Genomic DNA, 24318 nt, shown 5'->3' with positions numbered 1-24318 from the left:
ACAGCCATGTCCGCGAACACCCCCACCCCCGTCGTCTCCATCGCCTACCACTCGGGATACGGCCACACCGCCGTCGTCGCCGAGGCCGTGCGGGCGGGCGCCGCCGCCACGGGGGCCACGGTCCACCTGATCAAGGTCGACGAGATCGGGGACGCCGAGTGGGAGCTGCTGGACGGCTCCGACGCGATCGTCTTCGGCTCCCCGACCTACATGGGCACCGCTTCCGGCGCCTTCCACGTCTTCGCCGAGGCCACCTCGAAGCGCTGGTTCGGCGATGTGTGGCAGGACAAGGTGGCCGCCGGGTTCACCAACTCCGGCTCCAAGTCCGGCGACAAGCTCCACACCCTGCAGTTCTTCCAGACGCTGGCCTCGCAGCACGGCATGAGCTGGGTCAACCTGGGCCTGAAGCCGGGCTGGAACTCCACCGCCGGCTCCGAGTTCGACCTCAACCGTCTCGGCTTCTTCTCCGGCGCGGCCGCCCAGACCAACTCCGACGAGGGCCCGGAGGGCGTGCACAAGGCCGACATCGCGACCGCCGAGCACCTCGGCCGGCGGGTCGCCGAGCACACCCGCGTGGTCGTGGCGGGCCGGGCGGCCCTGGCGGCCGCCGGAGTCTGACTGACCGGCGGTTCGTCGGACCGGCAGGCCGTCAGGCCGTCAGTCCGTCGGACCGGCAGGCCGTCAGAAGCCGAAGTCCTGGGTCCACCAGGGGCCGCCGGAGCCGAAGTGGACACCGACGCCCAGGGTGCGGAATTCGCAGTTGAGGATGTTCGCCTTGTGGCCCGGGCTCTTCATCCAGGACTCCATCACCGACTTCGCGTCCCCCTGGCCGCGCGCGATGTTCTCGCCGCCCATGCCGGAGATCCCCGCGTTCTGGGCCCGCTGCCACGGGGTGTTCCCGTCCGGGTCGGTGTGGTCGAAGAAGCCCCGTACGGCCATGTCCTTGCTGAAGGCACCGGCCAGCGCCGCCAGCGGCGGGTTGGCCCGGACCGGGACGCACCCGGCCTGGGCGCGCTCCTGGTTCACCAGGGCGAGCACCGCGGCCTCCTCGGCGGAGTGCCCGTCCCCGGCCGTCGGGGCCGCGGGCTTCGGCGCCGCCGGGGGCTTGGGGGCGGCCGGCTTCGGCGGCTGCGGGGCCGCGCTCTTCTCTGGCTCCCTCTTCTCCGGCTCCTTGGTGGAGGCCGAGGGGGAGGGAGTGGTCGAGGGCGATGCCGACGGGGAGGGCGAGGTGGAGGGGCTGGGGGAGGCCGAGGGGGTGGCCGAGGGCGTGCCCGCCTCGGGGGCGGAGGAGGCCCGGCCCGACAGGTTGGCCAGGCCGCCCTGCTGCTCCAGCCCCGCGCCGGCGTCGGCGTCGGCGTCGGCGGAGGGCTTGGCCCGGGCCTCCGTCTTGTCCCCGGCGCCCGTGCCGACGTAGGGGAAGGCGCCGCCGACCGGCACGAACCCGGTCGTCACGGCCGCCGTGCCGAGGGCCACGGCCGCGGACACGCCGAGCAGCCCGGCGCGCACGGCGGTGCGCTTGGCACCGCGCCGAGGCGCGGCGTGGAGTCGGTGGCGTCCCATGGGCGGCGAGCCTTCCCTTTGCAAGATCAAACTTTGCTCACCCGAACGGGTGAGTCGCTGGTGGGGGACTGTAGCCGATGAGCCAAGGGGGCGATGGGCCCCGAAACCGTTTGCCCGGTTAGCGTTCATGCATGAATGAAGATGTCCGCATGACCGCCTGGGTGCGCGGCCGTGTACAGGGAGTGGGCTTCCGCTGGTTCACCAGGGCCAATGCTCTGGAGATCGGCGGCATGATCGGCTTCGCGCTCAACCTCGACGACGGTCGAGTGCAGGTGGTGGCCGAAGGTCAACGTGAGAATTGCCACCGGCTGCTGGATTGGCTCCGCTCCGCCGACACGCCCGGACGGGTGGACGGGGTGACAGAGATCTGGGGCACACCGCGCGGTGGCTACGACGGCTTCGAGATCCGGTGATCAATCGACTGATCATGGACTGATCAGATCCCCGGAAGGGCCGCACCCGGTCGGATCTGCGCATTCGCCGCCGACGCGTTGCCGCGGCGGACGATCCGTGGAAGGCTCGGAGGCGAGGTTGATCCCTCCGCCCCTTGTGCGGACCGGGCCGCCCGCCGATACGGGGCGTGATCGTGTTGACCGTCAAACTTTTTGGTGAGACGCTGGAAGCCCCGCGCACCTGAGCTGTTTGGCAGTGCTGGCAGTAGGCAGCGTCAGCAAGAGAACGAGTGCAGTGACTGACAGTCGCTGTCGGACATCCGCGGGTGCGATTCCCTCACGACCCACACCGCTTCGGTCGGTCACTCAGTGTGGAGGACCATCCATCATGGCAAAGGCGCTTCTCGGTTACGTCGGCGGTTCCGACCCGCGACTCCTCGCCGAGATGCGACGGCTTCAGCAGCGCGTCCAGGACCTCGAGTCCGAGCTCGGACGGATCCAGTCCGAGAACGACGCTCTGACCGCGGCCGCCGCTCAGCACGGAGACTCGTTGCTGGACAGCATCGACATCGACGTACCCCAGGCGGAGCCTGCGCTCACCTGATCCGCGCTCACTCGTCGCTCGATTCCAGCCCCGAATGATATGCAAGGGACGCCCTGGCGTCCCTTCTTTCTTGCCGCTCTTTCCTGCCGCCGAGGCACCGGGCCCGGCACTGCGCCGGGCGTCGGGCCGGGCATTGCGCCGGGCGTCGGGCCGGCCATTGCGCCAGGTGGGGGGCTGATTCCTTTAACGTCTGATGTGCCCTGCACCTTCATGGGCGAAACCGAACGTGAAAGGTAGAGTCCGGCGGCGTGCACCTCAAGTCCCTGACCCTGCGTGGCTTCAAATCGTTTGCCTCCGCTACCACCCTGCGCTTCGAACCGGGCATCACCTGCGTCGTCGGCCCGAACGGATCGGGCAAGTCCAACGTGGTCGACGCGCTGTCCTGGGTCATGGGGGAACAGGGAGCCAAATCCCTGCGCGGCGGGAAGATGGAAGACGTCATCTTCGCGGGCACGACGGGACGGCCGCCGCTGGGGCGGGCCGAGGTCTCCCTCACCATCGACAACTGCGACGGCGCCCTGCCGATCGAGTACGCCGAGGTCACCATCACGCGGATCATGTTCCGCGGCGGCAGCAGCGAGTACCAGATCAACGGGGACACCTGCCGGCTCCTCGACATCCAGGAGCTGCTCTCCGACTCCGGCATCGGCCGCGAGATGCACGTCATCGTCGGACAGGGCCAGCTCGACTCCGTCCTGCACGCCGACCCGATGGGCCGCCGCGCCTTCATCGAGGAGGCCGCGGGCGTACTCAAGCACCGCAAGCGCAAGGAGAAGGCGCTGCGCAAACTCGACGCGATGCAGGCCAACCTCGCGCGGGTGCAGGACCTGACCGACGAACTGCGCCGCCAGCTCAAGCCCCTGGGACGGCAGGCGGCGGTGGCCCGCCGGGCCGCCGTGATCCAGGCGGACCTGCGCGACGCGAAGCTGCGGCTGCTCGCCGACGACCTTGTGGCCCTCAGGGGCGCCCTCGACGCGGAGATCGCGGACGAGGCCGCACTGAAGGAGCGCAAGGAGTCCGCCGAGCGGGACCTCGAGGACGCGCTGCGGCGCGAGGCCGAGCTGGAGGAATCGGTACGGCGCCTCGCGCCCCGGCTCCAGCGGGCCCAGCAGACCTGGTACGAGCTGTCGCAACTGGCCGAACGGGTACGCGGGACCGCGTCCCTGGCCGAGGCCCGGGTCAAGAGCGCCTCCGCCCCGGTGGAGGAGGAGCGGCGGGGCCGCGACCCCGAGGAGATGGAGCGGGAGGCCGCGCGGATCCGGGAGCAGGAGGCGGAGCTGACGGCCGCTCTGGAGGCGGCCGAGCGGGCGCTGGAGGACACCGCCGCGCACCGGGCCGAGCTGGAGCGCGCGCTGGCCGAGGAGGAGCGGCGGCTGCGGGACCTCGCGCGGGCCATCGCCGACCGGCGTGAGGAACTGGCCCGGCTGACCGGGCGGCTGGGGGCGGCCCGTTCGCGGGCGGGCGCGGCGCAGGCGGAGATCGAGCGGCTCGTGGCGGCCCGGGACGAGGCGCGGGCCCGGGCGGTGGCCGCGCGGGAGGAGTACGAGGAACTGGCCGAGGAGGTCGGCGGGCTCGAAGACCCCTCGGTGGAGGGGGAGTACGAGGCGGCGAAGGCCGGGCTGACCGGGGCGGAGGCCGCGCTGGCGGCGGCCCGCGAGGCGCTGACCTCGGCGGAACGATCCCGCGCGGCCGTCTCCGCGCGGCGGGACGCGCTCGCGCTCGGGCTGCGGCGCAAGGACGGGACGGGGGCGCTGCTCGCCGCGCGCGAGCGGCTGGCCGGGCTGCTCGGGCCGGCGGCGGAGCGGGTGTCGGTGGCCCCGGGGTACGAGGTCGCGGTGGCGGCGGCCCTTGGCTCCGCCGCGGATGCGGTGGCCGTTGCCTCGGCCGGGGCCGCCGCCGAGGCCATCCGGCACCTGCGGGACGCCGATGCGGGGCGGGCCACCTTCCTGATCGCCCCGGCCCCCACCGTCCCGGGCCAGCCCCCGGCCGTGCTTCCGGCCCCGGCCCCGGCCCCGGCCGTGGTTCCGGGGCAGGCCCCGCACCCGGGCGGTGCCGGGCTGCCCGGGCAGGCCGAGGGCCCGGGAGAATTCCCCCACCCCGCCCCTTCCCGAAACCGGGGCTCCGCCCCGGACCCCGTGCGGGGCTCCGCCCCGGACTCCGGGGTGGGCTCTGCCCTGGGCCTCGGGTTGGGCTCTGCGCCGGACCCCGGGTCGGGTTCTGCGCCGGACCCCGAGGCGGGCTCTGCCCTGGGGCTTGGGGTGGTGGTGGGGCGGCGGTGGTGGGAGGCTGCTGCGTTGGTCGGGGGGGATGCCGAGGTGGTGCGGGCCGTGGCGTGGGTGCTGCGGGAGCACGTCGTGGTCGGGACCCTGGAGGAGGCCGAGGCGGTGGTCGCCGAGCGGCCCGGCCTGATCGCGGTGACCGCCGACGGGGACGTGCTCGGCGCGCACCTCGCACACGGAGGCTCCGCCGGCGCGCCCAGCCTGATCGAGGTGCAGGCCGCCGTGGACGAGGCGGCGGCGGAGCTGGAGCGGCTGGAAGCCGAGTGCCGCGAGCTGGCCGCGGCGAAGGAGGCGGCCCAGGACCGGCGCGCCGGGGCGGCCGCCCTCGCCGAGGAGCTGGCCGAGCGGCGCCGGGCCGGGGAGCAGGCCCGGGCGGGGGTGGCCCAGCAGCTCGGCCGGCTCGCCGGGCAGGCGAAGGGGGCCCTGGGCGAAGCCGAGCGCAGCGCCCTGGCCGCAGCCACGGCTCAGGAGGCGCTGGAGCGCGCGCGGGTCGACGTAGAGGAATGCGCGGAGCGGCTCGAGGCGGCGCAGGAGTTGCCGCTCGCCGAGGAGCCCGACGCCTCGGCCCGCGACCGCCTCGCCGCCGACGGGGCGAACGCGCGGCAGACCGAGATGGAGGCCCGCCTCCAGCTGCGCACCCACGAGGAGCGGGTCAAGGGGCTCGCCGGGCGGGCCGACGCGCTCGACCGGGGCGCCCGCGCCGAGCGCGAGGCCCGGGCCCGCGCGGAGCGGCGCCGCGAGCGGCTGCGCCACGAGGCCGAGGTGGGCCGGGCGGTCGCCGACGGGGCGCGCCAGCTGCTGGCGCACCTGGAGGTGTCGATCGGCCGGGCCGAGCAGGAGCGGACGGCCGCCGAGCAGGCCAAGGGGCTGCGCGAGCGGGAGCTCGGCGAGGCCCGCGGCCGGGGCCGCGACCTCAAGGGCGAGCTCGACAAGCTCACGGACTCCGTACACCGCGGCGAGGTGCTCGGCGCCGAGAAGCGGCTGCGGATCGAGCAGCTGGAGACGCGGGCGCTGGAGGAGCTGGGCGTGGAGCCGGCCGCCCTGGTGGCGGAGTACGGGCCCGACCAGCCGGTTCCGCCGTCTCCGCCCGCCGAGGGCGAGGAGCTGCCGGACGATCCGGAGCACCCCCGCAACCGGCCCGGCCCCTTCGACCGGGTCCGGCAGGAGAAGCGGCTCAGGGCGGCCGAGCGTGCCTACCAGCAGCTGGGCAAGGTCAACCCGCTCGCGCTGGAGGAGTTCGCCGCCCTGGAGGAGCGCCACCAGTTCCTCAGCGAACAGCTGGAGGACCTGCGCAAGACCCGCGCCGACCTCCTTCAAGTGGTGAAGGAGGTCGACCAGCGGGTCGAGCAGGTCTTCACCGAGGCGTACCGGGACACCGCCCGTGAGTTCGAGGGGGTGTTCTCGCGACTGTTCCCCGGCGGCGAGGGCCGTCTGGTGCTCACCGACCCGGACAACATGCTGGCGACCGGCGTGGACGTCGAGGCCCGCCCGCCCGGCAAGAAGGTCAAGCGGCTGTCCCTGCTGTCCGGCGGCGAGCGGTCGCTGACGGCCGTGGCGCTGCTTGTCTCCATCTTCAAGGCGCGGCCCAGCCCCTTCTACGTGATGGACGAGGTCGAGGCCGCCCTGGACGACACCAACCTCCAGCGGCTGATCCGCATCATGGAGGAGCTCCAGGAGAGCTCTCAGCTGATCGTCATCACGCACCAGAAGCGGACGATGGAGGTCGCGGACGCCCTCTACGGCGTCTCGATGCAGGGCGACGGGGTCTCGAAGGTCATCAGCCAGCGGCTCCGCTGAGCGCATCCTCTTCAAGAAGTGAAATCAAGACCCCGGTCTTGAACTTAATCTGACCTTCACATGACCTATTGACTTCAGGAAATGAACACATAGGCTCGGTGCTGCCTCCCGCCTTCCAGTGGTGCCCGATCTTGACCTGTGCCCCACTAGGAGAACGGACAAGACCCCCCACGGAGCACACCTTGACCAGCAGCACAGCGCAGGCGCCCGCGCCCGGCGGCGGACGCGCGTCCCAGCCCGACCACCTCGGGCACGTCATCTTCATCACCGCGGCCGCCGCGATGGGCGGATTCCTCTTCGGATACGACAGCTCCGTCATCAACGGCGCCGTCGTCGCCATCCGGGACCGCTTCGACATCGGCTCCGGCGCACTCGCCCAGGTGATCGCCGCCGCGCTGATCGGCTGCGCGCTCGGCGCCGCCACCGCGGGGCGCCTCGCCGACCGGATCGGCCGCATCCGCTGCATGCAGATCGCCGCCGTGCTGTTCACGGCCAGCGCCATCGGCTCGGCCCTGCCCTTCGCGCTCTGGGACCTCGCCATGTGGCGGGTCATCGGCGGCTTCGGCATCGGCATGGCCTCCGTCATCGGCCCCGCCTACATCGCCGAGGTGTCCCCGCCCGCCTACCGGGGCCGGCTCGCCTCCTTCCAGCAGGCCGCCATCGTGATCGGCATCGCCATCTCGCAGCTGGTCAACTGGGGCATCCTCAACCTGGCCGACGGTGACCAGCGCGGGAAGATCGGCGGGCTCGAGGCCTGGCAGTGGATGCTCGGCGTGATGGTCGTCCCGGCCGTGCTCTACGGCCTGATGTCCTTCGTCATCCCCGAGTCCCCCCGCTTCCTGATCTCCGCCGGCCGCACCGCCGAGGCCCGCAAGGTGTTGGCCGAGGTCGAGGGCGGCCAGGTCGACCTCGACGTGCGCGTCGCCGAGATCGAGGCGGCCATGCGCTCCGAGCACAAGTCCACCTTCAGGGACCTGCTCGGCGGCCGCTTCGGACTGATGCCCATCGTCTGGATCGGCATCGGCCTCTCGGTCTTCCAGCAGCTGGTCGGCATCAACGTGATCTTCTACTACAGCTCCTCGCTGTGGCAGTCCGTCGGCATCGACCCGACCAGCTCCTTCCTCTACTCCTTCACCACGTCGATCATCAACATCATCGGCACGGTGATCGCGATGATCTTCGTCGACCGGATCGGCCGCAAGCCGCTCGCGCTGATCGGCTCGGCCGGCATGGCCCTCTCCCTCGGCCTCTGCGCCTGGGCGTTCTCCTACAAGAGCGATGTCGCCGGCGAGATCTCCATGCCCGGGACCCAGGGCACGGTCGCGCTGATCGCCGCGCACGCCTTCGTGCTCTTCTTCGCCCTGTCCTGGGGCGTGGTGGTCTGGGTGCTGCTCGGCGAGATGTTCCCCAACCGGATCCGGGCCGCCGCGCTCGGTGTCGCCGCCGCGGCCCAGTGGGTCGCCAACTGGGTCATCACCGTCACCTTCCCGACCCTGTCGGACTGGAACCTGTCCGGCGCCTACGTCATCTACACGGTCTTCGCCGTGCTCTCGATCCCGTTCATCCTCAAGTGGGTGCCGGAGACCAAGGGCAAGGCGTTGGAGGAGATGGGGTAACCACTCCCCGCCACCACCCCGTCCCCTCCGCGGTGCTGCCCCGGCTCAGTCCTTGAGCCGGGGCAGCACCTGTTCGCACAGCAGCCGCAGGCTGCGCCAGCCCTCGTCCACCGGCATGCCCCCGCACAGCGGGTGCAGCACCAGGTTCCCCGCCTCGCCGGCGCCCCGGGCGTACGCCACCGCCTGCTCCGGGGTCAGGACCCGGTACACGCCCTCCGCGCGCAGCTCCGCCACCGAGCGCGCGGCCGACCGTACGGCGCTGCGGATCTCCTTGGACTGCCAGGAGGCGTACGTCCCGGCCTCGTGCAGGAACCGCTCGCCGTGCTCCGCCCACACCCGGTCCGGGTCCTCCGCGATGTGCAGCAGCGGGGTCTCGGCGGCGGGCATCATGCAGAACCCCTCGGTGCCGTGCTCCGCGAGCTGCTCCCGGTAGTACGCCTCCAGCTCCGGCAGGTGTGCGCTGGGGAAGAAGGGCAGCCCCAGCCGGGCCGCGCGGCGGGCCGCCGCCCTGGAGCTGCCGCCGACCAGGAGCAGCGGGTGGGGCCGGGTGAAGGGGCGCGGGGTGACCCGTACGGTCCGGCCGCGGAAGGTGAACGGCTCGCCGGTCCACGCCTCGAGCAGGGTCTCCAGCAGCTCGTCCTGGAGCCGGCCGCGCCGGCCCCACTCCGCGCCCTGCTGCTCGTACTCCTCGGGCCGGTAGCCGATGCCCGCCACCGTGACCAGCCGGCCGCCGCTCAGCAGGTCGAGCACCGCGATGTCCTCGGCGGCCCGCAGCGGGTCGTAGAGCGGGCCGATGATCGCCGACACGGTGACGGCGATCCGGCGGGTGGCGCCGAAGACCGCGCCGGCGAAGGCGAAGGGAGAGGGCAGCCAGTTGTTGGAGGTGCCGTGGTGCTCCTCGGTCTGGATGGTGTCGATCCCGCGCTCGTCCGCGTACTTGGCCATCTCCAGGGCGGCCTTGTAGCGGGCGGAGAGGCTCTCGGGGGTGCCGTCGGGGTCGACCAGGTTGAACCGGGCCACGGTGATGGGCATGAAAGGAGTCCCCCTTCGCCGGGTGCGCCCCTTCGCCGGATGCGGGCGGGGCGGGCGAAGGGGGACGCTAGCTGACGAAGCGTCAGTTGGACAGGGATCCGGCGGGCTCGCGCTCCCCCTCGGGCTCCCGCGCGGCCGGCGCGGGCGTGCGCGGCAGTACGGCGTACAGCGCGGCGGAGGTGAGGATGCCCGTCACCCAGCCCAGGCCGTTCTCCCCGATCCAGGTGGCGGCGAGCGGCCCGCTGAACCAGTCCACCTCGGTGAACAGCAGCCCGGCCACCAGGGCCACGCCCCAGGCCGTCATCGCCTGCCAGGCGAAGCCGCCCCGGTACCAGTAGGCGCTGCCCGGCGTGGTGTCCAGCAGCGCGGGTCCGTCGTAGGAGGTGCGCCGCAGCATGTCCACGCCGAAGACGCCGATCCACGCGGAGAAGGCCACGGCCAGCAGGGTCAGGAAGGAGATGAACGAGCCGAAGAAGCTGGTCGCGACCACCATCAGCAGGAAGCCGAAGACCAGGCTGATGACGGCGTTGACGCTGACCGCCCAGGCGCGCGGCACCTTGATGCCCAGGGTCTGCGCGGTGAAGCCGGCGGAGTACATCGACATCGAGTTGATCAGCAGCATCCCGATCAGCGCGATGAGCAGGTACGGGACCGCGATCCAGGTCGGCAGCAGCTCGCCGATGAAGGAGACCGGGTCCGCCGCGCTCGCCAGGTCCGGCGTGCCGACGGCCATCACCGCGCCCATCAGCACCATCGGCAGGACCACCACGCCCGCGCCGCCGATCGTCGCGCCGACCATGCCCTTGGCGGAGGCGGTGCGCGGCAGGTAGCGGGTGAAGTCCGGGCCGGACGGCACCCAGCTGATACCGCCGGCCGCGATGGTGCCGATGCCCGCGATCATCATCGCCGTGGAGCCCGCCGGCTTGGCGAACACGGCGGACCAGTCGGTGGTGAAGAGCAGGTAGCCGAGGACGAGCACGCTGAAGGCGCCGAAGAGGTACGTCGACCAGGTCGAGCAGACGCGCAGCGCGTTGATGCCGAGCCCCGAGACCACGAAGGTGCAGCTCACGAAGAACAGCAGGGTGACGACGATGAGCGCGGTGTTGCTCCGCACGCCGAAGAGCAGGTCGAGGACGGTCAGCACGGCGTAGGCGCCGCTGACCGCGTTGATGGTCTCCCAGCCCCAGCGCGCCACCCAGATCAGGGCGCCGGGGAAGAGGTTGCCGCGCTGGCCGAAGACGGCCCGCGAGAGCGCCATGCCGGGCGCGCCGCCGCGCTTCCCGGCGATGGAGATCAGGCCGACGATCCCGTACGAGGCGACGGGCGCGGCGACCGCGACGACGAGCACCTGCCAGATGTTCAGCCCGTTGAAGATCACCAGCCCCGCGCCCATGGTGAGCAGCAGCACGCTGATGTTCGCGGCGACCCAGGTCGGGACCAGCTCGCGGATCCGGCCGGTGCGCTCACTGTCGGGGACGGGCTCCAGGCCTCGGGTCTCGACGGCGGGCTCGGTCGGGGCTGCTATCGCTCCGTCGGCGGTCTCGGCAGGCATGCGGTACTCCGTGGGGAGGGTGTGGGGGAGTCGCCCATCATTGTAGATTTGCCTCTAAAACCACAAACAGCGGCTTAGTGCCCTGTGCGGTGATTCCGTCAGGGGCTGTCGCGGCCCACTGCATGGGCCGCGACAGCCCCTGGGCGCCTGGCGCCGATTACGCCCCCTACCGATACTGGGACCGTTGTGACTCCGCCCCAAGGGGCTTCTCGTCGGCACATGGCCGAACGACGGACCAGCCCGGCCCGCAGGGGCAAACAGCGCCCCGCCTGCAAAACGACGGGCCGCCCGTGAGGTCACGGCATACTTGAGTGGCTATGGAAATCCTCATTCTCGCTGTAGTCATCGCCCTGGTCGCGGTCGGCGTGATCAGCGGGCTCGTGGTCAGCAGCCGCAAGAAGAAGCAGCTGCCCCCCACGGCGCCGCCGAGCACGCCGACCATCACTGCCCCGCCCGCCGAACCGCAGGTGGGGGAGGACGCCGCACCGACGGTCGAAGAGCCGCGCCGGACGATCGAGGAGGTCGTGCTCCCCGAGGCGGAGGCGGTCCCCGAGGCCCCCGTCGCGGAAGCGCCCGTCATCGAGGCCCCGGCCGCGCCCGAGATCGAGGTGCCCGAGCCCACCGCCGGCCGCCTCGTCCGGCTGCGCGCGCGGCTCGCCCGTTCGCAGAACTCGCTCGGCAAGGGGCTGCTCACGCTGCTCTCGCGCGAGCACCTCGACGAGGACACCTGGGAGGAGATCGAGGAGACCCTCCTCATCGCCGACGTCGGTGTCGCGCCGACCCAGGAGCTGGTGGACCGGCTCCGCGAGCGGGTCAAGGTGCTCGGCACCCGCACCCCCGCCGAGCTGCGCGCCCTGCTGAAGGAGGAGCTGGTCGCCCTCGTCGGCACCGACTTCGACCGCGCGGTGAAGACCGAGAGCGGCGTCGACACCCCGGCCGTCGTGATGGTCGTCGGCGTCAACGGCACCGGCAAGACCACCACCACCGGCAAGCTCGCCCGTGTGCTCGTGGCCGACGGCCGCAGCGTGGTGCTCGGCGCCGCCGACACCTTCCGCGCCGCCGCCGCCGATCAGCTCCAGACCTGGGGCGAGCGCGTCGGGGCGCGTACCGTGCGCGGCCCGGAGGGCGGCGACCCCGCCTCCATCGCCTACGACGCGGTCAAGGAGGGCATCGCCGAGGGCGCCGACGTGGTGCTCATCGACACCGCCGGCCGGCTGCACACCAAGACCGGCCTCATGGACGAGCTCGGCAAGGTCAAGCGGGTCGTGGAGAAGCACGGCCCGCTGGACGAGGTCCTGCTGGTCCTGGACGCCACCACTGGCCAGAACGGCCTGACCCAGGCGCGCGTCTTCGCCGAGGTCGTGGACATCACCGGCATCGTGCTGACCAAGCTCGACGGCACCGCCAAGGGCGGCATCGTCGTCGCCGTCCAGCGCGCGCTGGGCGTCCCGGTCAAGCTCATCGGCCTCGGCGAGGGCCCGGACGACCTGGCCCCCTTCGAGCCGGAGGCGTTCGTGGACGCCCTCATCGGCGACTGAGGCGCGAGGACCCCACGCAGACCGGTGCCCCCGCGTCCGTCCGGACCGGGGGCACCGCCGTGCGCGGGGGGCGTCAGCGCCGGAAGCGGTGACAGGTGTAGGCGAGGGTGCCCAGCAGCAGCCGGGCCTGCGGGGGGCCGCCCGCGCAGTCCAGTGCGGGCCGGCGCAGCCAGGCGGCCGGGCCCAGGCCCGCGTGGTCGCTGGGCGGGGCGGTCAGGAAGGCGCCGTGGCCCAGGGCGCGCAGGTCCAGATCGGCGTCGTCCCAGCCCATCCGGTACAGCAGCTCCGGCAGCTCGGCGGCGGCGCCGGGGGCGACGAAGAACTGCGCGCGGCCGTCCGGGGTCGCGGTGACGGGGCCGAGCGGCAGGCCCATCCGCTCCAGCCGGACCAGCGCGCGCCGGCCGGCCTCCGCGGAGACCTCGATCACGTCGAAGGCGCGGCCGACCGGGAGCAGGATCGCCGCGCCCGGGTACTCGCCCCAGATCTCGGAGACCTCGTCCAGGGTGGCGCCTCCCGGGACGGTGGGAGCGAAGTCCAGCGGATGCGCCCCCGGCGCGACACAGTTCGTATGACCGCAGGAGCAGTCGCGGGCCGGGCCCGCGGCGCGGGCCCCGGGGACCGCGTCCCAGCCCCAGAGTCCGGTGTACTCCGCCACCGTCGTGCACTCCGAGGTCCGGCCGCGGCGCCGGACGCCGGAACGGAACTCCTTGGTACCGCGGCTGCCGCCGATCGTGAAGCCCATGCCCATGCCCCCTCCAACGGGTCGGACGCGCCGGTGGTTACGACGTCGGCGAGACCTGTCGGAGGCCGGGTGGGGCGCGCCCTCCACCGGGGCCGCCCGGCGCACTCCTCGCCGCGCGCGCCCCGAGCGCACTCCCGTCCAACCGTTCCCGTTTCGCCGTGGTGTCAAGTGAATCGCGCCTGGCCGGTGGCGAGTTCATTCGAAGGGGTGGCGAATGGTGGCGTTTCCGGGATCGACCTCGCCGACGGGGTGATCGTAGGATTACTTTCGGTGCACGAACCCGGACGGCCGACCCACCCGTGGGTATGCCGGAGGCAATCGGTGGAGGACCTGTGAAGGTCCCCGGCGGCGTCGGCCGCCCCGGCCAGGGTTCCGTGTGAAGAGGCGATGCGGATGGGGGCGTTCCAGTGAGCGGCAACGGCGCAAGCGGAACGAGCGGCGAATCCGCTGTCCGGAACGAACAGCTGAGCTCGTGGTTCGTCCGCAGCGGCTGGTCCAAGGGCGAACTCGCCCGCCAGGTCAACCGCCGGGCCCGCCAGATGGGCGCCCACCACATCAGCACCGACACCTCCCGGGTCCGCCGCTGGCTCGACGGCGAGCAGCCCCGCGAACCCGTCCCGCGCATCCTCTCCGAGCTATTCTCCGAACGCTTCGGCTCCGTCGTCGCCATCGAGCAGCTCGGCCTGCGCACCGCCCACCAGACCCCCTCCGTCTCCGGCGTCGACCTGCCCTGGGCGGGCCCGCAGACCGTGGAACTGCTCAGCGAGTTCTCCCGCAGCGACCTGATGCTCGCCCGCCGGGGCTTCCTCGGGACCTCGCTCGCCCTCTCCGCCGGCCCCGCCCTGATCGAGCCCATGCAGCGCTGGCTCGTCCCGGTCCCGGCCGCCGACCCCGGACCGCGCACCGGGGTCGGGCCGACGGGCGCGCTCGGCGGACACCGCCCGCCCCGCCTCTCCGAGCCGGAACTCGACCTCCTCGAAGCCACCACCGTGATGTTCCGCCAGTGGGACGCCCAGTGCGGCGGCGGACTGCGCCGCAAGGCCGTCGTCGGACAGCTCCACGAGGTCACCGACCTCCTCCAGGAGAACCACCCGGCCCCGGTCATGAAACGGCTCTTCAAGGTCGCCGCCGAACTCGCCGAACTCGCCGGCTGGATGAGCTACGACATCGGCCTGCACCCCACCGCCCAGAAGTACTTCGTCCTCGCGCTGCACGCGGCGAAGGAGGCCGGCGACAAACCGCTCGGCTCCTACATCCTGTCCGGCATGAGCCGCCAGATGATCCACCTGGGCCGCCCCGAGGACGCCCTGGAGCTCATCCACCTCGCCCAGTACGGCAGCCGCGACTGCGCCGGACCGCGCACCCAGGCCATGCTGTACGCCATGGAGGCCCGCGCCTACGCCAACATGGGCCAGCCCAGCCGCTGCAAGCGGGCCGTGCGGATGGCCGAGGACACCTTCTCCGACGTCGGCTTCGACAGCGAGCCCGAACCCGACTGGATCCGCTTCTTCTCCGAGGCCGAACTCAACGGCGAGAACTCCCACTCCTACCGGGACCTGGCCTACGTCGCCGGGCGCAGCCCCACCTACGCCTCCCTCGCCGAACCGGTGATGGAACGGGCTGTCGACCTGTTCGCCAAGGACGAGGAGCACCAGCGCTCGTACGCCCTGAACCTCATCGGCATGGCCACCGTCCACCTGCTCCAGCGGGAACCCGAACAGGCCACCGTCCTCGTGGACCAGGCCCTCGATGTGGCGCGAAAGGTGCGCTCCGAACGGGTGAACACCCGGCTCCGCAAGACCGTCGACACCGCCGCCCGTGAATACGGCGACGTCGCCGAGGTGGTCCGGCTGACCGACCTCCTCGCCTCCCGGCTGCCCGAGGCCGCCGAGGCCGTCTGAGGCCGTCTGAGGCCACTCCCGGCCCGGAGCCCCGCCACACCGGGCCTGAAGACGCCCCACACCCGGATCTGACGCGTACCGGACGCGTACCTGACCCGTTCATGGAGGCGTAACACGCCCGACCTCTTCGTCATCGGCGCGAAACACCCAGCGGCGCCGCCGGAAACCGTCCTGCGCGAATCTCAGGGCCAATAACCGGCCAGACCTTACGCCGCCGCTCAGGTTTTCACGATCGCCCGCACGCGAACGTACCGACGACGAGGAGACGCCGATGGCATCAGCCATCACGACCCTCGCAGCAGACGCCCCGACCCTGTCTGCCGCGAACACCGGGTTCATGCTCATCTGCTCCGCCCTGGTCATGCTGATGACCCCGGGACTCGCCTTCTTCTACGGAGGCATGGTCCGCGTCAAGAGCAGCCTCAACATGCTGATGATGAGCTTCATCAGCCTCGGGATCGTCACGATCCTGTGGGTCCTCTACGGCTTCAGCCTCGCCTTCGGCACCGACTCAGGCTCGGTCATCGGCTGGAACTCCGACTACGTCGGCCTCAGCGGTATCGGCCTCACCGAACTGTGGGACGGCTACACCATCCCCGTCTACGTCTTCGCCGTCTTCCAGCTGATGTTCGCCGTCATCACCCCCGCCCTGATCAGCGGCGCCCTCGCCGACCGCGTCAAGTTCAGCGCCTGGGTGCTCTTCACCGCCCTGTGGGTCACCGTCGTCTACTTCCCCGTCGCCCACTGGGTGTGGGGCGCCGGCGGCTGGCTCTTCGAGCTCGGCGTCATCGACTTCGCCGGCGGCACCGCCGTCCACATCAACGCCGGCGCCGCCGCCCTCGGCGTCATCCTGGTCATCGGCAAGCGCGTCGGCTTCAAGAAGGACCCGATGCGCCCCCACAGCCTCCCGCTCGTGATGCTCGGCGCCGGCCTGCTGTGGTTCGGCTGGTTCGGCTTCAACGCCGGATCCTGGCTCGGCAACGACGACGGCATCGGCGCCGTCATGTTCCTCAACACCCAGGTCGCCACCGCCGCCGCCATGCTCGCCTGGCTCGCCTACGAGAAGCTGCGCCACGGCTCCTTCACCACCCTCGGAGCTGCCTCCGGCGCCGTCGCCGGCCTCGTCGCCATCACCCCCGCGGGCGGCTCCGTCAGCCCGCTCGGCGCGATCGCCGTCGGCGCCATCGCCGGTGTGCTCTGCGCCATGGCCGTCGGCCTGAAGTACAAGTTCGGCTACGACGACTCCCTCGACGTGGTCGGCGTCCACCTCGTCGGCGGCGTCGCCGGCTCCCTGCTCGTCGGCCTCTTCGCCACCGGCGGGGTCCAGTCCGACGCGGCCGGCCTCTTCTACGGCGGCGGCCTGGAGCAGCTCGGCAAGCAGGCCGTCGGAGTCTTCTCCGTCCTCGCCTACTCCCTCGTCGTGTCCGCCATCCTGGCCTTCCTCCTCGACAAGACCATCGGGATGCGGGTCGCGGAGGACGTCGAGGTCTCCGGCATCGACCAGGTCGAGCACGCCGAGACCGCCTACGACTTCAGCGGCGCCGGCGGCGGGCTCTCCGCACGGGCCACCTCCGCACCCGCCCCCGCAGCCGCCGCGAGCAAGAAGGTCGACGCATGAAGCTGATCACCGCCATCGTCAAGCCCTACAAGCTGGACGACGTCAAGGAAGCCCTCCAGGCCTTCGGGGTCCACGGGCTCACCGTCACCGAGGCCAGCGGATACGGACGCCAGCGCGGCCACACCGAGGTCTACCGCGGCGCCGAGTACACCGTGGACCTCGTACCGAAGATCCGCATCGAGGTGCTCGTCGACGACGAGGAGGCCGAGGAGCTCATCTCGGTCATCGTCAGCGCCGCCCGGACCGAGAAGATCGGCGACGGCAAGGTGTGGATGGTCCCCGTGGACTCGGTCGTCCGGGTCCGCACCGGCGAGCGCGGCGCCGACGCGCTCTAGACGACGGGAGCTACCGGGTGACGAGCGTCGAAGAGACCACCGAAGACCCGGCCGGCTCCGGACCCGCCGGCTACGCCGCGGCCCGGCTGCGACTCCTCCACGAGGAGTCGCGGTCCGGGCCTTCCCGGCGTTCCGCCCTGTCCGGGCTGACCGACCACTGGCTGAACGCACTGTTCGCACAGGCCGCGCGGGAGACCGGCGTACGCGGCGCCGCCCTCGTCGCCGTCGGCGGCTACGGACGCGCCGACCTCTCCCCGCGCAGCGACCTCGACCTGCTGCTGCTCCACGACGGCAAGGCGCAGCCCGGGCAGCTGAGCGCGCTCGCCGACCGCCTCTGGTACCCCGTGTGGGACCTCGGCCTGGCCCTCGACCACTCGGTGCGCACCCCCGGCGAGGCCCGCAAGACCGCCGCCGAGGACCTCAAGGTGCACCTCGGACTGCTCGACGCGCGGCTCGTCTCCGGGGACGCCGGACTCCTCGCCGGGCTGCGCACCTCCGTGCTCGCCGACTGGCGCAACCAGGCCCCCAGACGGCTCCCGCAGCTGCACGCCCTGTGCCGGGAGCGGGCCGAGCGGGCCGGGGAGCTGCGCTTCCTGCTGGAACCCGACCTCAAGGAGGCCCGCGGCGGCCTCCGGGACGCCACCGCCCTGCGGGCCGTCGCCGCGTCCTGGCTGGCCGACGCCCCGCGCGAGGGACTGGCCGAGGCCCGGCGCAGGCTGCTGGACGCCCGGGACGCGCTGCACTTGGTGACGGGGCGGGCGACCGACCGGCTCGCGCTCCAGGAACAGCCCCAGGTCGCCGCCCGGCTGGGGCTGCTCGACACCGACGCCCTGCTGCGGGAGGTGTACGAGGCCGCGCGGGTGGTCGCGTACGCCGGCGACGTCACCTGGCGGGAGGTCGGGCGGGTGCTGCGGGCCCGGGCCGCCCGGCCGAGGCTGCGCGGACTCCTCGGCACCCGGGGCGCCGCCACGCCCGAGCGGGCACCGCTGGCCGAGGGCGTGGTGGAGTCCGACGGGGAGGCCGTACTGGCGCTGGCCGCGCGGCCCGACCGGGATCCCGTACTGCCCCTGCGGCTCGGGGCGGCCGCCGCGCAGGCGGGCCTGCCCGTCTCGCTGCACGCCGTACGGCGGCTCGCCGCGCAGGCCGGACCGCTGCCCGTGCCCTGGCCCGCGGAGGCCCGCGAGCAGCTGCTGACCCTGCTCGGCGCGGGGGAGCCGATGGTGGGGGTGTGGGAGGCGCTGGAGGCCGAGGGCCTGATCAGCCGGCTGCTCCCCGACTGGGAGCGGGTGCGCTGCCGTCCCCAGCGCAACCCCGTCCACACCTGGACGGTCGACCGGCACCTGATCGAGACCGCCGTACGGGCCTCCGCGCTGACCCGCCGCGTCAGCCGTCCCGACCTGCTGCTGATGGCGGCTCTGCTGCACGACATCGGCAAGGGCTGGCCCGGCGACCACTCCGTGGCGGGCGAGACCATCGCGCGCGACATGGCCGCGCGGGTGGGCTTCGACGCCGAGGACGTCTCCGTGCTGGGCACGCTCGTACGCCACCACCTGCTGCTCGTGGACACCGCGACCCGGCGGGACCTCGACGACCCGGCGACCGTGCGGGCGGTCGCGGACGCCGTCGGCTCCCTCTCCACCCTGGAGATCCTGCACGCCCTGACCGAGGCCGACGCCCTGGCCACCGGCCCGGCCGCCTGGAGCACCTGGCGGGGCTCCCTGGTCGCCGACCTCGTCGGGCGGGTCGCCGCGGTGCTGCGCGGCACCCCGCCCGCCGTCACCGAGCCGGAGATCCCGACCACCGAACAGGAACGCCTGGCGGTCGAGGCGCTGCGCACGGGCGAGCCGGTGCTCGCGCTGCACGCGCGCCGGGAGGAGGACGACGCCGTCGGGGTGGAGCTGGTCGTGGCCGTACCCGACCAGCCCGGGGTGCTCCCGGCCGTGTCCGGGGTGCTGGCCCTGCACCGGCTGACCGTCCGGGCGGCCGACCTGCGCTTCCTGGAGCTGCCGGACCTGGCGGGCGAGGTGCTCGTACTGCGCTGGCGGGTCGCGGCGGAGTACGGGGCCCTGCCGCAGGCTGCCCGGCTGCGGACCGACCTGGTGCGGGCGCTGGACGGCTCGCTGGACGTCCCCGCGAAGCTGGCCGACCGCGAGGCGGCGTACCCGCGGCGGCGGGGCGTGGTCCCGCCGCCGCCCCGGGTCACGGTGGTCCCGGAGGTCTCCTCCCTGGCCACCGTCCTGGAGGTGCGGGCCCCGGACGCGGTGGGGCTGCTGCACCGGATCGGGCGGGCCCTGGAGTCGGCCGGGGTCCGGGTGCGGAGCGCGCACGTTTCGACGCTGGGCGCGAACGCGGTGGACACCGTGTACGTGGCCGACGCCGACGGCAAACCCCTGCCTGTGGCTGAGGCCGCCGCCCTTGCCGCCCGCGTGGAGGCCGCGCTGCTTCCTTCTTGACGCGGCCCTCGCGCCGCTCGGCGCCGGGGCGCCACTCCTTCTTCACGCGCCGCTCGCGCGGTGCGGCCCTGGCGGGCCTTACCGGCTTCGCGCCGCTGCGACAGCCTCCGGCCGTCGGACCCGGGGCGGGGCCACGGGCCCGGCTGGGGTCGGTTGTCCGTCTGCGGGTGGTGGGCCGCTGCGCGGGGCTGTCCCCTACCCGCCCTTCCACCGTTCCCCGGGCTCTGCCCGGACCCGCGCCTCAAACGCCGGCGAGGCTGGAAGATCCAGCCTCGCCGGCGTTTGAGGCGCGGGGGGTCCGGGGCGCAGCCCCGGGGAACGGGCGAAGGGTGGGGCGGGGAGCAGCCGCGCAGCGGGCCCCGGGCTATCGCACGGAGGGAAAACCGCCCGCGGGGCCGGGGTGGGGGTGGGGCCCGATACCCTGGGGGACGACCACCACGCCCCCGACCCGAGGAATCGCGACCACCGTGTTCGATACGCTTTCCGACCGCCTCAGCGCGACCTTCAAGTCCCTCCGGGGCAAAGGCCGCCTCTCCGAGCAGGACATCGACGCTGCGGCGCGGGAAATCCGTATCGCCCTCCTCGAGGCCGACGTCGCGCTTCCCGTCGTCCGCTCCTTCATCGCGAACGTCAAGGAAAGGGCCCGCGGCGAGGAGGTCAGCAAGGCGCTGAACCCCGGCCAGCAGGTCCTCAAGATCGTCAACGACGAGCTGGTCTCGATCCTCGGCGGTGAGACCCGCCGCCTGCGCTTCGCCAAGACCGCGCCCACGGTGATCATGCTGGCCGGTCTCCAGGGTGCCGGTAAGACCACCCTCGCCGGAAAGCTCGGCCTGTGGCTGAAGGGGCAGGGTCACACTCCGCTCCTCGTCGCCTGCGACCTCCAGCGCCCCAACGCCGTCAACCAGCTCAGCGTCGTCGCCGAGCGCGCCGGCGTCGCGGTCTACGCGCCCCAGCCCGGCAACGGCGTCGGCGACCCGGTCCAGGTGGCCAAGGACTCCGTCGAGTACGCGCGGACCAAGCAGCACGACATCGTCATCGTCGACACCGCCGGCCGCCTCGGCATCGACCAGGAGCTGATGCAGCAGGCCGCGGACATCCGCGACGCCGTCAGCCCCGACGAGATCCTCTTCGTCGTCGACGCGATGATCGGTCAGGACGCGGTCAACACCGCCGAGGCCTTCCGTGACGGCGTCGGCTTCGACGGCGTGGTGCTGTCCAAGCTCGACGGCGACGCCCGCGGTGGTGCCGCGCTCTCCATCGCGCACGTCACCGGCAAGCAGATCATGTTCGCCTCGAACGGCGAGAAGCTCGACGAGTTCGACGCCTTCCACCCGGACCGCATGGCGGGCCGGATCCTCGACATGGGTGACATGCTCACCCTCATCGAGCAGGCCGAGAAGACCTTCAGCCAGGCCGAGGCCGAGAAGATGGCGGCCAAGCTGGCGAAGGGGCCGAAGGAGTTCACGCTCGACGACTTCCTGGCCCAGATGGAGCAGGTCCGCAAGATGGGCTCCATCTCCAAGCTCCTCGGCATGCTGCCGGGCATGGGCCAGATCAAGGACCAGATCAACAACATCGACGAGCGTGACGTCGACCGCACCGCCGCGATCATCAAGTCGATGACCCCGGCCGAGCGCCAGGACCCGCACCTCATCAACGGCTCGCGCCGTGCCCGTATCGCCAAGGGCTCCGGTGTCGAGGTCAGCGCCGTGAAGTCGCTGGTCGAGCGCTTCTTCGAGGCCCGCAAGATGATGTCCCGCATGGCCCAGGGCGGCGGGATGCCCGGCATGCCCGGCATCCCGGGCATGGGCGGTGGCCCCGGCCGGCAGAAGAAGCAGATCAAGCAGGCCAAGGGCAAGCGCAAGAGCGGCAACCCGATGAAGCGCAAGGAAGAGGAGGCCGCGGCCGCGGCCCGCCGTGAGCAGGGCCCGCAGGCCGACGCTCCCGCCGCGGGCGGCAACCCCTTCGGGCTCCCCGCCGGCGACGGCCAGCCGGGTCAGGACTTCGACCTGCCGGACGAGTTCAAGAAGTTCATGAAGTAGGCATGCGGCAGGTGTGAGGGAAGGGCCCCGGCCGGGTGACGGCCGGGGCCCTTTCGCGTCCGCGGGGCGAGCAGCGGGGTGATTTGTCGCTTATGGTCGGCCGGGAGGACGGCATAAGGAGGCCCCCGTGCCCAGCCCCACCCCCGTACCGCCGCGCGACCGGGCCGACACCCCCTGGCGCTCGGAGGGTGCCCCGCCCGCCCCGCCGCCCAAGCGGAAGATGCCCGGCGGCTGGCGCGGGCTGACCCTCGCCGCCCTGATCGTCTTCCTGCTGGCCAACCTCGTGCTGTCCTTCTTCAACGAGGGCGACGAGCCGACGGTCTCGTACACCGAATTCAGCAAGCAGGTCGCCGACGGCAACGTCTCGAAGATCTACTCCAAGGGCGACTCCATCCAGGGCGAGCTGAAGAGCAAGCAGACCGCCCCCGACGGCAAGGGCGACTACACCAAGTTCGTCACCCAGCGCCCCGCCTTCGCCGACGACCAGCTGTGGTCCAGCCTCACCGCCAAGGGCGTCACCGTCACCGCCTCCCCGGTGGTCGTGCAGCGCAGCTTCCTGGCCAACCTGCTGATCTCGCTCGCCCCGATGCTGCTCCTGGTCGCCCTGTGGCTGCTCATCGCACGCCGGATGGGCTCGGCGATGGGCGGGATGGGCGGGCTGGGCCGCAAGGGGCCGCCCAAGCCGGTGGAACTGGAGGCCGGCGCCCCGCGCACCACCTTCGAGGACGTCGCCGGCATCGACGAGGTCGAGGGCGAGCTCAACGACGTCGTCGACTTCCTCAAGAACCCGCAGGAGTACCGCGACATGGGCGCCCGGATGCCCGGCGGGGTCCTCCTGGCCGGGCCGCCCGGCACCGGCAAGACCCTGCTCGCCCGGGCGGTCGCCGGCGAGGCCGGGGTGCCGTTCTTCTCCGCGTCCGCCTCCGAGTTCATCGAGATGATCGTCGGCGTCGGCGCCTCCCGGGTCCGGGAGCTGTTCGGCGAGGCCCGCAAGGTCGCCCCCGCGATCGTCTTCATCGACGAGATCGACACCATCGGCCGGGTGCGCGGCGGCGGTTCGGCCATGGGCGGCCACGACGAGCGCGAGCAGACCCTGAACCAGATCCTCACCGAGATGGACGGCTTCTCCGGCTCGGAGGGCGTGGTCGTCCTCGCCGCCACCAACCGGGCGGACGTCCTCGACCCCGCCCTGACCCGCCCCGGCCGCTTCGACCGCACCGTCATGGTCTCCCCGCCCGACCGGGACGGCCGCGAGGCCATCCTGCGCATCCACACCCGCGACATCCCGCTCGCCGACGGGGTCGACCTCGCGCAGGTGGCCCGTACGACCCCCGGCATGACGGGAGCCGAGCTGGCCAACCTGGCCAACGAGGCCGCGCTGCTGGCCGTCAAGCGCAAGCAGAAGGAAGTCACCCAGACGGACCTCTCCGACGCCCTGGAGAAGGTGCAGCTGGGCGCGGAACGGCCCCTGGTGATGCCGCTGGAGGAACGCCGCCGTACGGCCTACCACGAGAGCGGCCACGCCCTCCTGGGGATGCTCCAGCCGGGCGCCGACCCCGTCCGCAAGATCACCATCGTGCCCCGGGGCCGGGCGCTCGGCGTCACCCTCTCCACCCCGGACGCGGACCGGTACGCGTACACGGAGGAATACCTCCGGGGCCGCATCATCGGTGCGCTCGGCGGCATGGCGGCCGAACAGACCGTCTACGACGTGGTCACCACCGGCGCCGAGAACGACCTCGAACAGGTCACCAACATCGTCCGCGGGATGGTCGGCCGCTGGGGCATGAGCGAGCGCGTCGGCAAGCTGACCGCCATCCCGGCCGACGGGCAGGGCCCGTACGGCCTGTCCGCCGCCCCCACGACCCTCGACACCGTGGACCACGAGATGCGGCGGATCGTGGACGAGTGCTACGCGGAGGCCTGCCGCCTCCTGCGCGAGCACCGGCCGAAACTCGACGCGCTCGCCGAGGCCCTGCTGGCCGCCGAGACGCTGGACGAGCAGGCGGCGTACGCGGCGGCCGGCATCCCCCGGCTCGCGAAGTAGCGGCGCCCCCCCCGTTACGCCACCCGGGCGACGACGTACCGGAGGATGTTCGGCAGCCAGACGGCGCCGTCGGCCCGCTCGTACGGGTGAAGGGCCTCCGCCAGCTCCTTCTCCGCCAGGGCGGGATCCGCCGCGACGGCGTAGAGCCCGGTCGACAGCAGACCCCGTACCGCGCTGTCCACGTCCGCGTAGCCGAAGGGGCAGAACACCCGCCCCGACCCGTCGGGCACCAGCCCGGCCCCCGCCACGAGCGCGTCCAGGTCCCGGGCCACCGGGCCGCCGCCCAGCACCGCCGGCACCGTGCACCGCTCCGCCGGACCCCAGTCGGCCAGCACCACCGCGCCGCCCCGCCGGACCGCCGGCAGGGCCGCGGCCAAGGCGCCCGGGGCGGGCGAGAAGGCCAGCAGTACGTCGTACGGCCGCGCCGCGGGCGCCGGAGGGCCTGCCATCACCTCCAGCAGCCGCTCGCGGGCCAGTGCCCGCCGGGCCGGATCCGCCTCCACGCCGGTCGCGGAGGCACCCCGCCCGCCGGCCAGTAGCAGGGCCAGCCCGGCCCCGCAGTCGAGGCCCAGCAGCCGGTCGCCCGGCCCGATCTCCAGCCGGTCGTAGACCGCCTCGTACAGCGGTACCAGCATCCGTTCCTGGATCTCCGCCCAGTCCCGGGCGACGAGCGTCGCCGTCGGCGTCGGTGTCATCGAAAGAGCGCTCCTGATTCCGTGTCGCCCCCTTGCCCCCGTTGCCAGGGAACTCCCCAATCGCCCCCGCGTCCAGAGGAGCGCGCCACCCGATTCACGCTCGACCCGCCCGGCG

Annotated in this window: 17 protein-coding genes; 12 read left to right on the top strand and 5 right to left on the bottom strand. The window is 72.7% G+C overall.

The annotated features are described in order from the left end of the window. Positions 1-6 precede the first annotated feature (6 nt). Positions 7-618, top strand: coding sequence for a flavodoxin family protein (locus OOK34_RS03745; RefSeq protein ID WP_267032438.1), 612 nt, complete (start codon positions 7-9; stop codon positions 616-618). 63 nt (positions 619-681) lie between these two features. On the opposite strand, the gene OOK34_RS03740 is transcribed toward OOK34_RS03745, so the two are convergent. Then, the gene (locus OOK34_RS03740) at positions 682-1560 is read right to left on the bottom strand and encodes a CAP domain-containing protein (RefSeq protein ID WP_267032437.1); all 879 of its coding nucleotides are present in this window, start codon (positions 1558-1560) and stop codon (positions 682-684) included. Positions 1561-1691: 131 nt separating this feature from the next. Here OOK34_RS03740 and OOK34_RS03735 point away from each other — a divergent pair, with 131 nt between their 5' ends. From OOK34_RS03735 to OOK34_RS03720, 4 genes are all read left to right on the top strand, one after another. Continuing rightward, positions 1692-1973, top strand: a complete 282-nt coding sequence (locus OOK34_RS03735) for an acylphosphatase (RefSeq protein ID WP_267032436.1) — start codon at positions 1692-1694, stop codon at positions 1971-1973. 367 nt (positions 1974-2340) lie between these two features. Continuing rightward, complete coding sequence (locus tag OOK34_RS03730; protein ID WP_267032435.1) at positions 2341-2556, top strand: hypothetical protein; 216 nt, start codon at positions 2341-2343, stop codon at positions 2554-2556. Between the two features lie 248 nt (positions 2557-2804). Then, on the top strand, positions 2805-6632 hold the full coding sequence (locus tag OOK34_RS03725) for an AAA family ATPase (protein ID WP_267032434.1): 3828 nt from the start codon (positions 2805-2807) through the stop codon (positions 6630-6632). A gap of 182 nt (positions 6633-6814) precedes the next feature. Further along, on the top strand, positions 6815-8248 hold the full coding sequence (locus tag OOK34_RS03720) for a sugar porter family MFS transporter (RefSeq protein ID WP_267032433.1): 1434 nt from the start codon (positions 6815-6817) through the stop codon (positions 8246-8248). A 45-nt stretch (positions 8249-8293) separates the two neighbouring features. On the opposite strand, the gene OOK34_RS03715 is transcribed toward OOK34_RS03720, so the two are convergent. After that, positions 8294-9280: an LLM class flavin-dependent oxidoreductase gene (locus tag OOK34_RS03715; RefSeq protein ID WP_267032432.1), complete on the bottom strand. Its 987-nt coding sequence runs from the start codon at positions 9278-9280 to the stop codon at positions 8294-8296. An 82-nt stretch (positions 9281-9362) separates the two neighbouring features. After that, the gene (locus OOK34_RS03710; RefSeq protein WP_267032431.1) at positions 9363-10832 is read right to left on the bottom strand and encodes a cytosine permease; all 1470 of its coding nucleotides are present in this window, start codon (positions 10830-10832) and stop codon (positions 9363-9365) included. A 317-nt stretch (positions 10833-11149) separates the two neighbouring features. On the opposite strand from OOK34_RS03710, the gene ftsY reads away from it, so the two are divergent. Next, positions 11150-12370 carry a signal recognition particle-docking protein FtsY gene (gene ftsY / locus OOK34_RS03705; RefSeq protein ID WP_267032430.1) on the top strand — a complete coding sequence of 407 codons (1221 nt, stop codon included), beginning with the start codon at positions 11150-11152 and terminating at the stop codon, positions 12368-12370. A 73-nt stretch (positions 12371-12443) separates the two neighbouring features. Here the strand turns inward: ftsY and OOK34_RS03700 are convergent, their stop codons facing one another. Further along, positions 12444-13112: a bifunctional DNA primase/polymerase gene (locus tag OOK34_RS03700; protein ID WP_267032429.1), complete on the bottom strand. Its 669-nt coding sequence runs from the start codon at positions 13110-13112 to the stop codon at positions 12444-12446. A 464-nt stretch (positions 13113-13576) separates the two neighbouring features. Between OOK34_RS03700 and OOK34_RS03695 the strand changes: the two genes are divergently transcribed. From OOK34_RS03695 to ftsH, 6 genes are all read left to right on the top strand, one after another. Then, complete coding sequence (locus tag OOK34_RS03695; protein WP_323183475.1) at positions 13577-15013, top strand: hypothetical protein; 1437 nt, start codon at positions 13577-13579, stop codon at positions 15011-15013. A gap of 271 nt (positions 15014-15284) precedes the next feature. After that, the gene (locus OOK34_RS03690) at positions 15285-16631 is read left to right on the top strand and encodes an ammonium transporter (RefSeq protein WP_267032427.1); all 1347 of its coding nucleotides are present in this window, start codon (positions 15285-15287) and stop codon (positions 16629-16631) included. Next, the gene (locus tag OOK34_RS03685; RefSeq protein WP_267032426.1) at positions 16628-16966 is read left to right on the top strand and encodes a P-II family nitrogen regulator; all 339 of its coding nucleotides are present in this window, start codon (positions 16628-16630) and stop codon (positions 16964-16966) included. Before OOK34_RS03690 ends, OOK34_RS03685 begins: the two co-directional genes overlap by 4 nt. Before the next feature lie 17 nt (positions 16967-16983). Next, positions 16984-19419: a [protein-PII] uridylyltransferase gene (locus OOK34_RS03680; RefSeq protein WP_267032425.1), complete on the top strand. Its 2436-nt coding sequence runs from the start codon at positions 16984-16986 to the stop codon at positions 19417-19419. A 467-nt stretch (positions 19420-19886) separates the two neighbouring features. Continuing rightward, positions 19887-21461, top strand: coding sequence for a signal recognition particle protein (gene ffh, locus OOK34_RS03675; RefSeq protein ID WP_267032424.1), 1575 nt, complete (start codon positions 19887-19889; stop codon positions 21459-21461). 127 nt (positions 21462-21588) lie between these two features. After that, complete coding sequence (gene ftsH, locus OOK34_RS03670; RefSeq protein ID WP_267032423.1) at positions 21589-23508, top strand: ATP-dependent zinc metalloprotease FtsH; 1920 nt, start codon at positions 21589-21591, stop codon at positions 23506-23508. A gap of 14 nt (positions 23509-23522) precedes the next feature. On the opposite strand, the gene OOK34_RS03665 is transcribed toward ftsH, so the two are convergent. Then, entirely contained in the window at positions 23523-24203 is a 681-nt protein-coding gene (locus tag OOK34_RS03665; protein ID WP_267032422.1) for a methyltransferase type 11, read from the bottom strand. Between the last annotated feature and the right edge of the window lie 115 nt (positions 24204-24318).

This window comes from Streptomyces sp. NBC_00091 (genome assembly GCF_026343185.1).
Taxonomy (GTDB): domain Bacteria; phylum Actinomycetota; class Actinomycetes; order Streptomycetales; family Streptomycetaceae; genus Streptomyces.
Note: the sequence above shows the minus strand (reverse complement) of the source record. Positions and strands in the feature narration are given on the sequence as shown.

Bases quoted from the DNA above. Each gene is read 5' to 3' on its own strand.
- OOK34_RS03700 (WP_267032429.1), bottom strand. From the start codon at position 13,112: ATGGGCTTCACGATCGGCGGCAGCCGCGGTACCAAGGAGTTCCGTTCC.
- ftsY (WP_267032430.1), top strand. From the start codon at position 11,150: ATGGAAATCCTCATTCTCGCTGTAGTCATCGCCCTGGTCGCGGTCGGC.
- OOK34_RS03710 (WP_267032431.1), bottom strand. From the start codon at position 10,832: ATGCCTGCCGAGACCGCCGACGGAGCGATAGCAGCCCCGACCGAGCCC.
- OOK34_RS03665 (WP_267032422.1), bottom strand. From the start codon at position 24,203: ATGACACCGACGCCGACGGCGACGCTCGTCGCCCGGGACTGGGCGGAG.
- OOK34_RS03740 (WP_267032437.1), bottom strand. From the start codon at position 1,560: ATGGGACGCCACCGACTCCACGCCGCGCCTCGGCGCGGTGCCAAGCGC.
- OOK34_RS03730 (WP_267032435.1), top strand. From the start codon at position 2,341: ATGGCAAAGGCGCTTCTCGGTTACGTCGGCGGTTCCGACCCGCGACTC.
- OOK34_RS03735 (WP_267032436.1), top strand. From the start codon at position 1,692: ATGAATGAAGATGTCCGCATGACCGCCTGGGTGCGCGGCCGTGTACAG.
- OOK34_RS03745 (WP_267032438.1), top strand. From the start codon at position 7: ATGTCCGCGAACACCCCCACCCCCGTCGTCTCCATCGCCTACCACTCG.
- OOK34_RS03715 (WP_267032432.1), bottom strand. From the start codon at position 9,280: ATGCCCATCACCGTGGCCCGGTTCAACCTGGTCGACCCCGACGGCACC.
- OOK34_RS03690 (WP_267032427.1), top strand. From the start codon at position 15,285: ATGGCATCAGCCATCACGACCCTCGCAGCAGACGCCCCGACCCTGTCT.
- OOK34_RS03685 (WP_267032426.1), top strand. From the start codon at position 16,628: ATGAAGCTGATCACCGCCATCGTCAAGCCCTACAAGCTGGACGACGTC.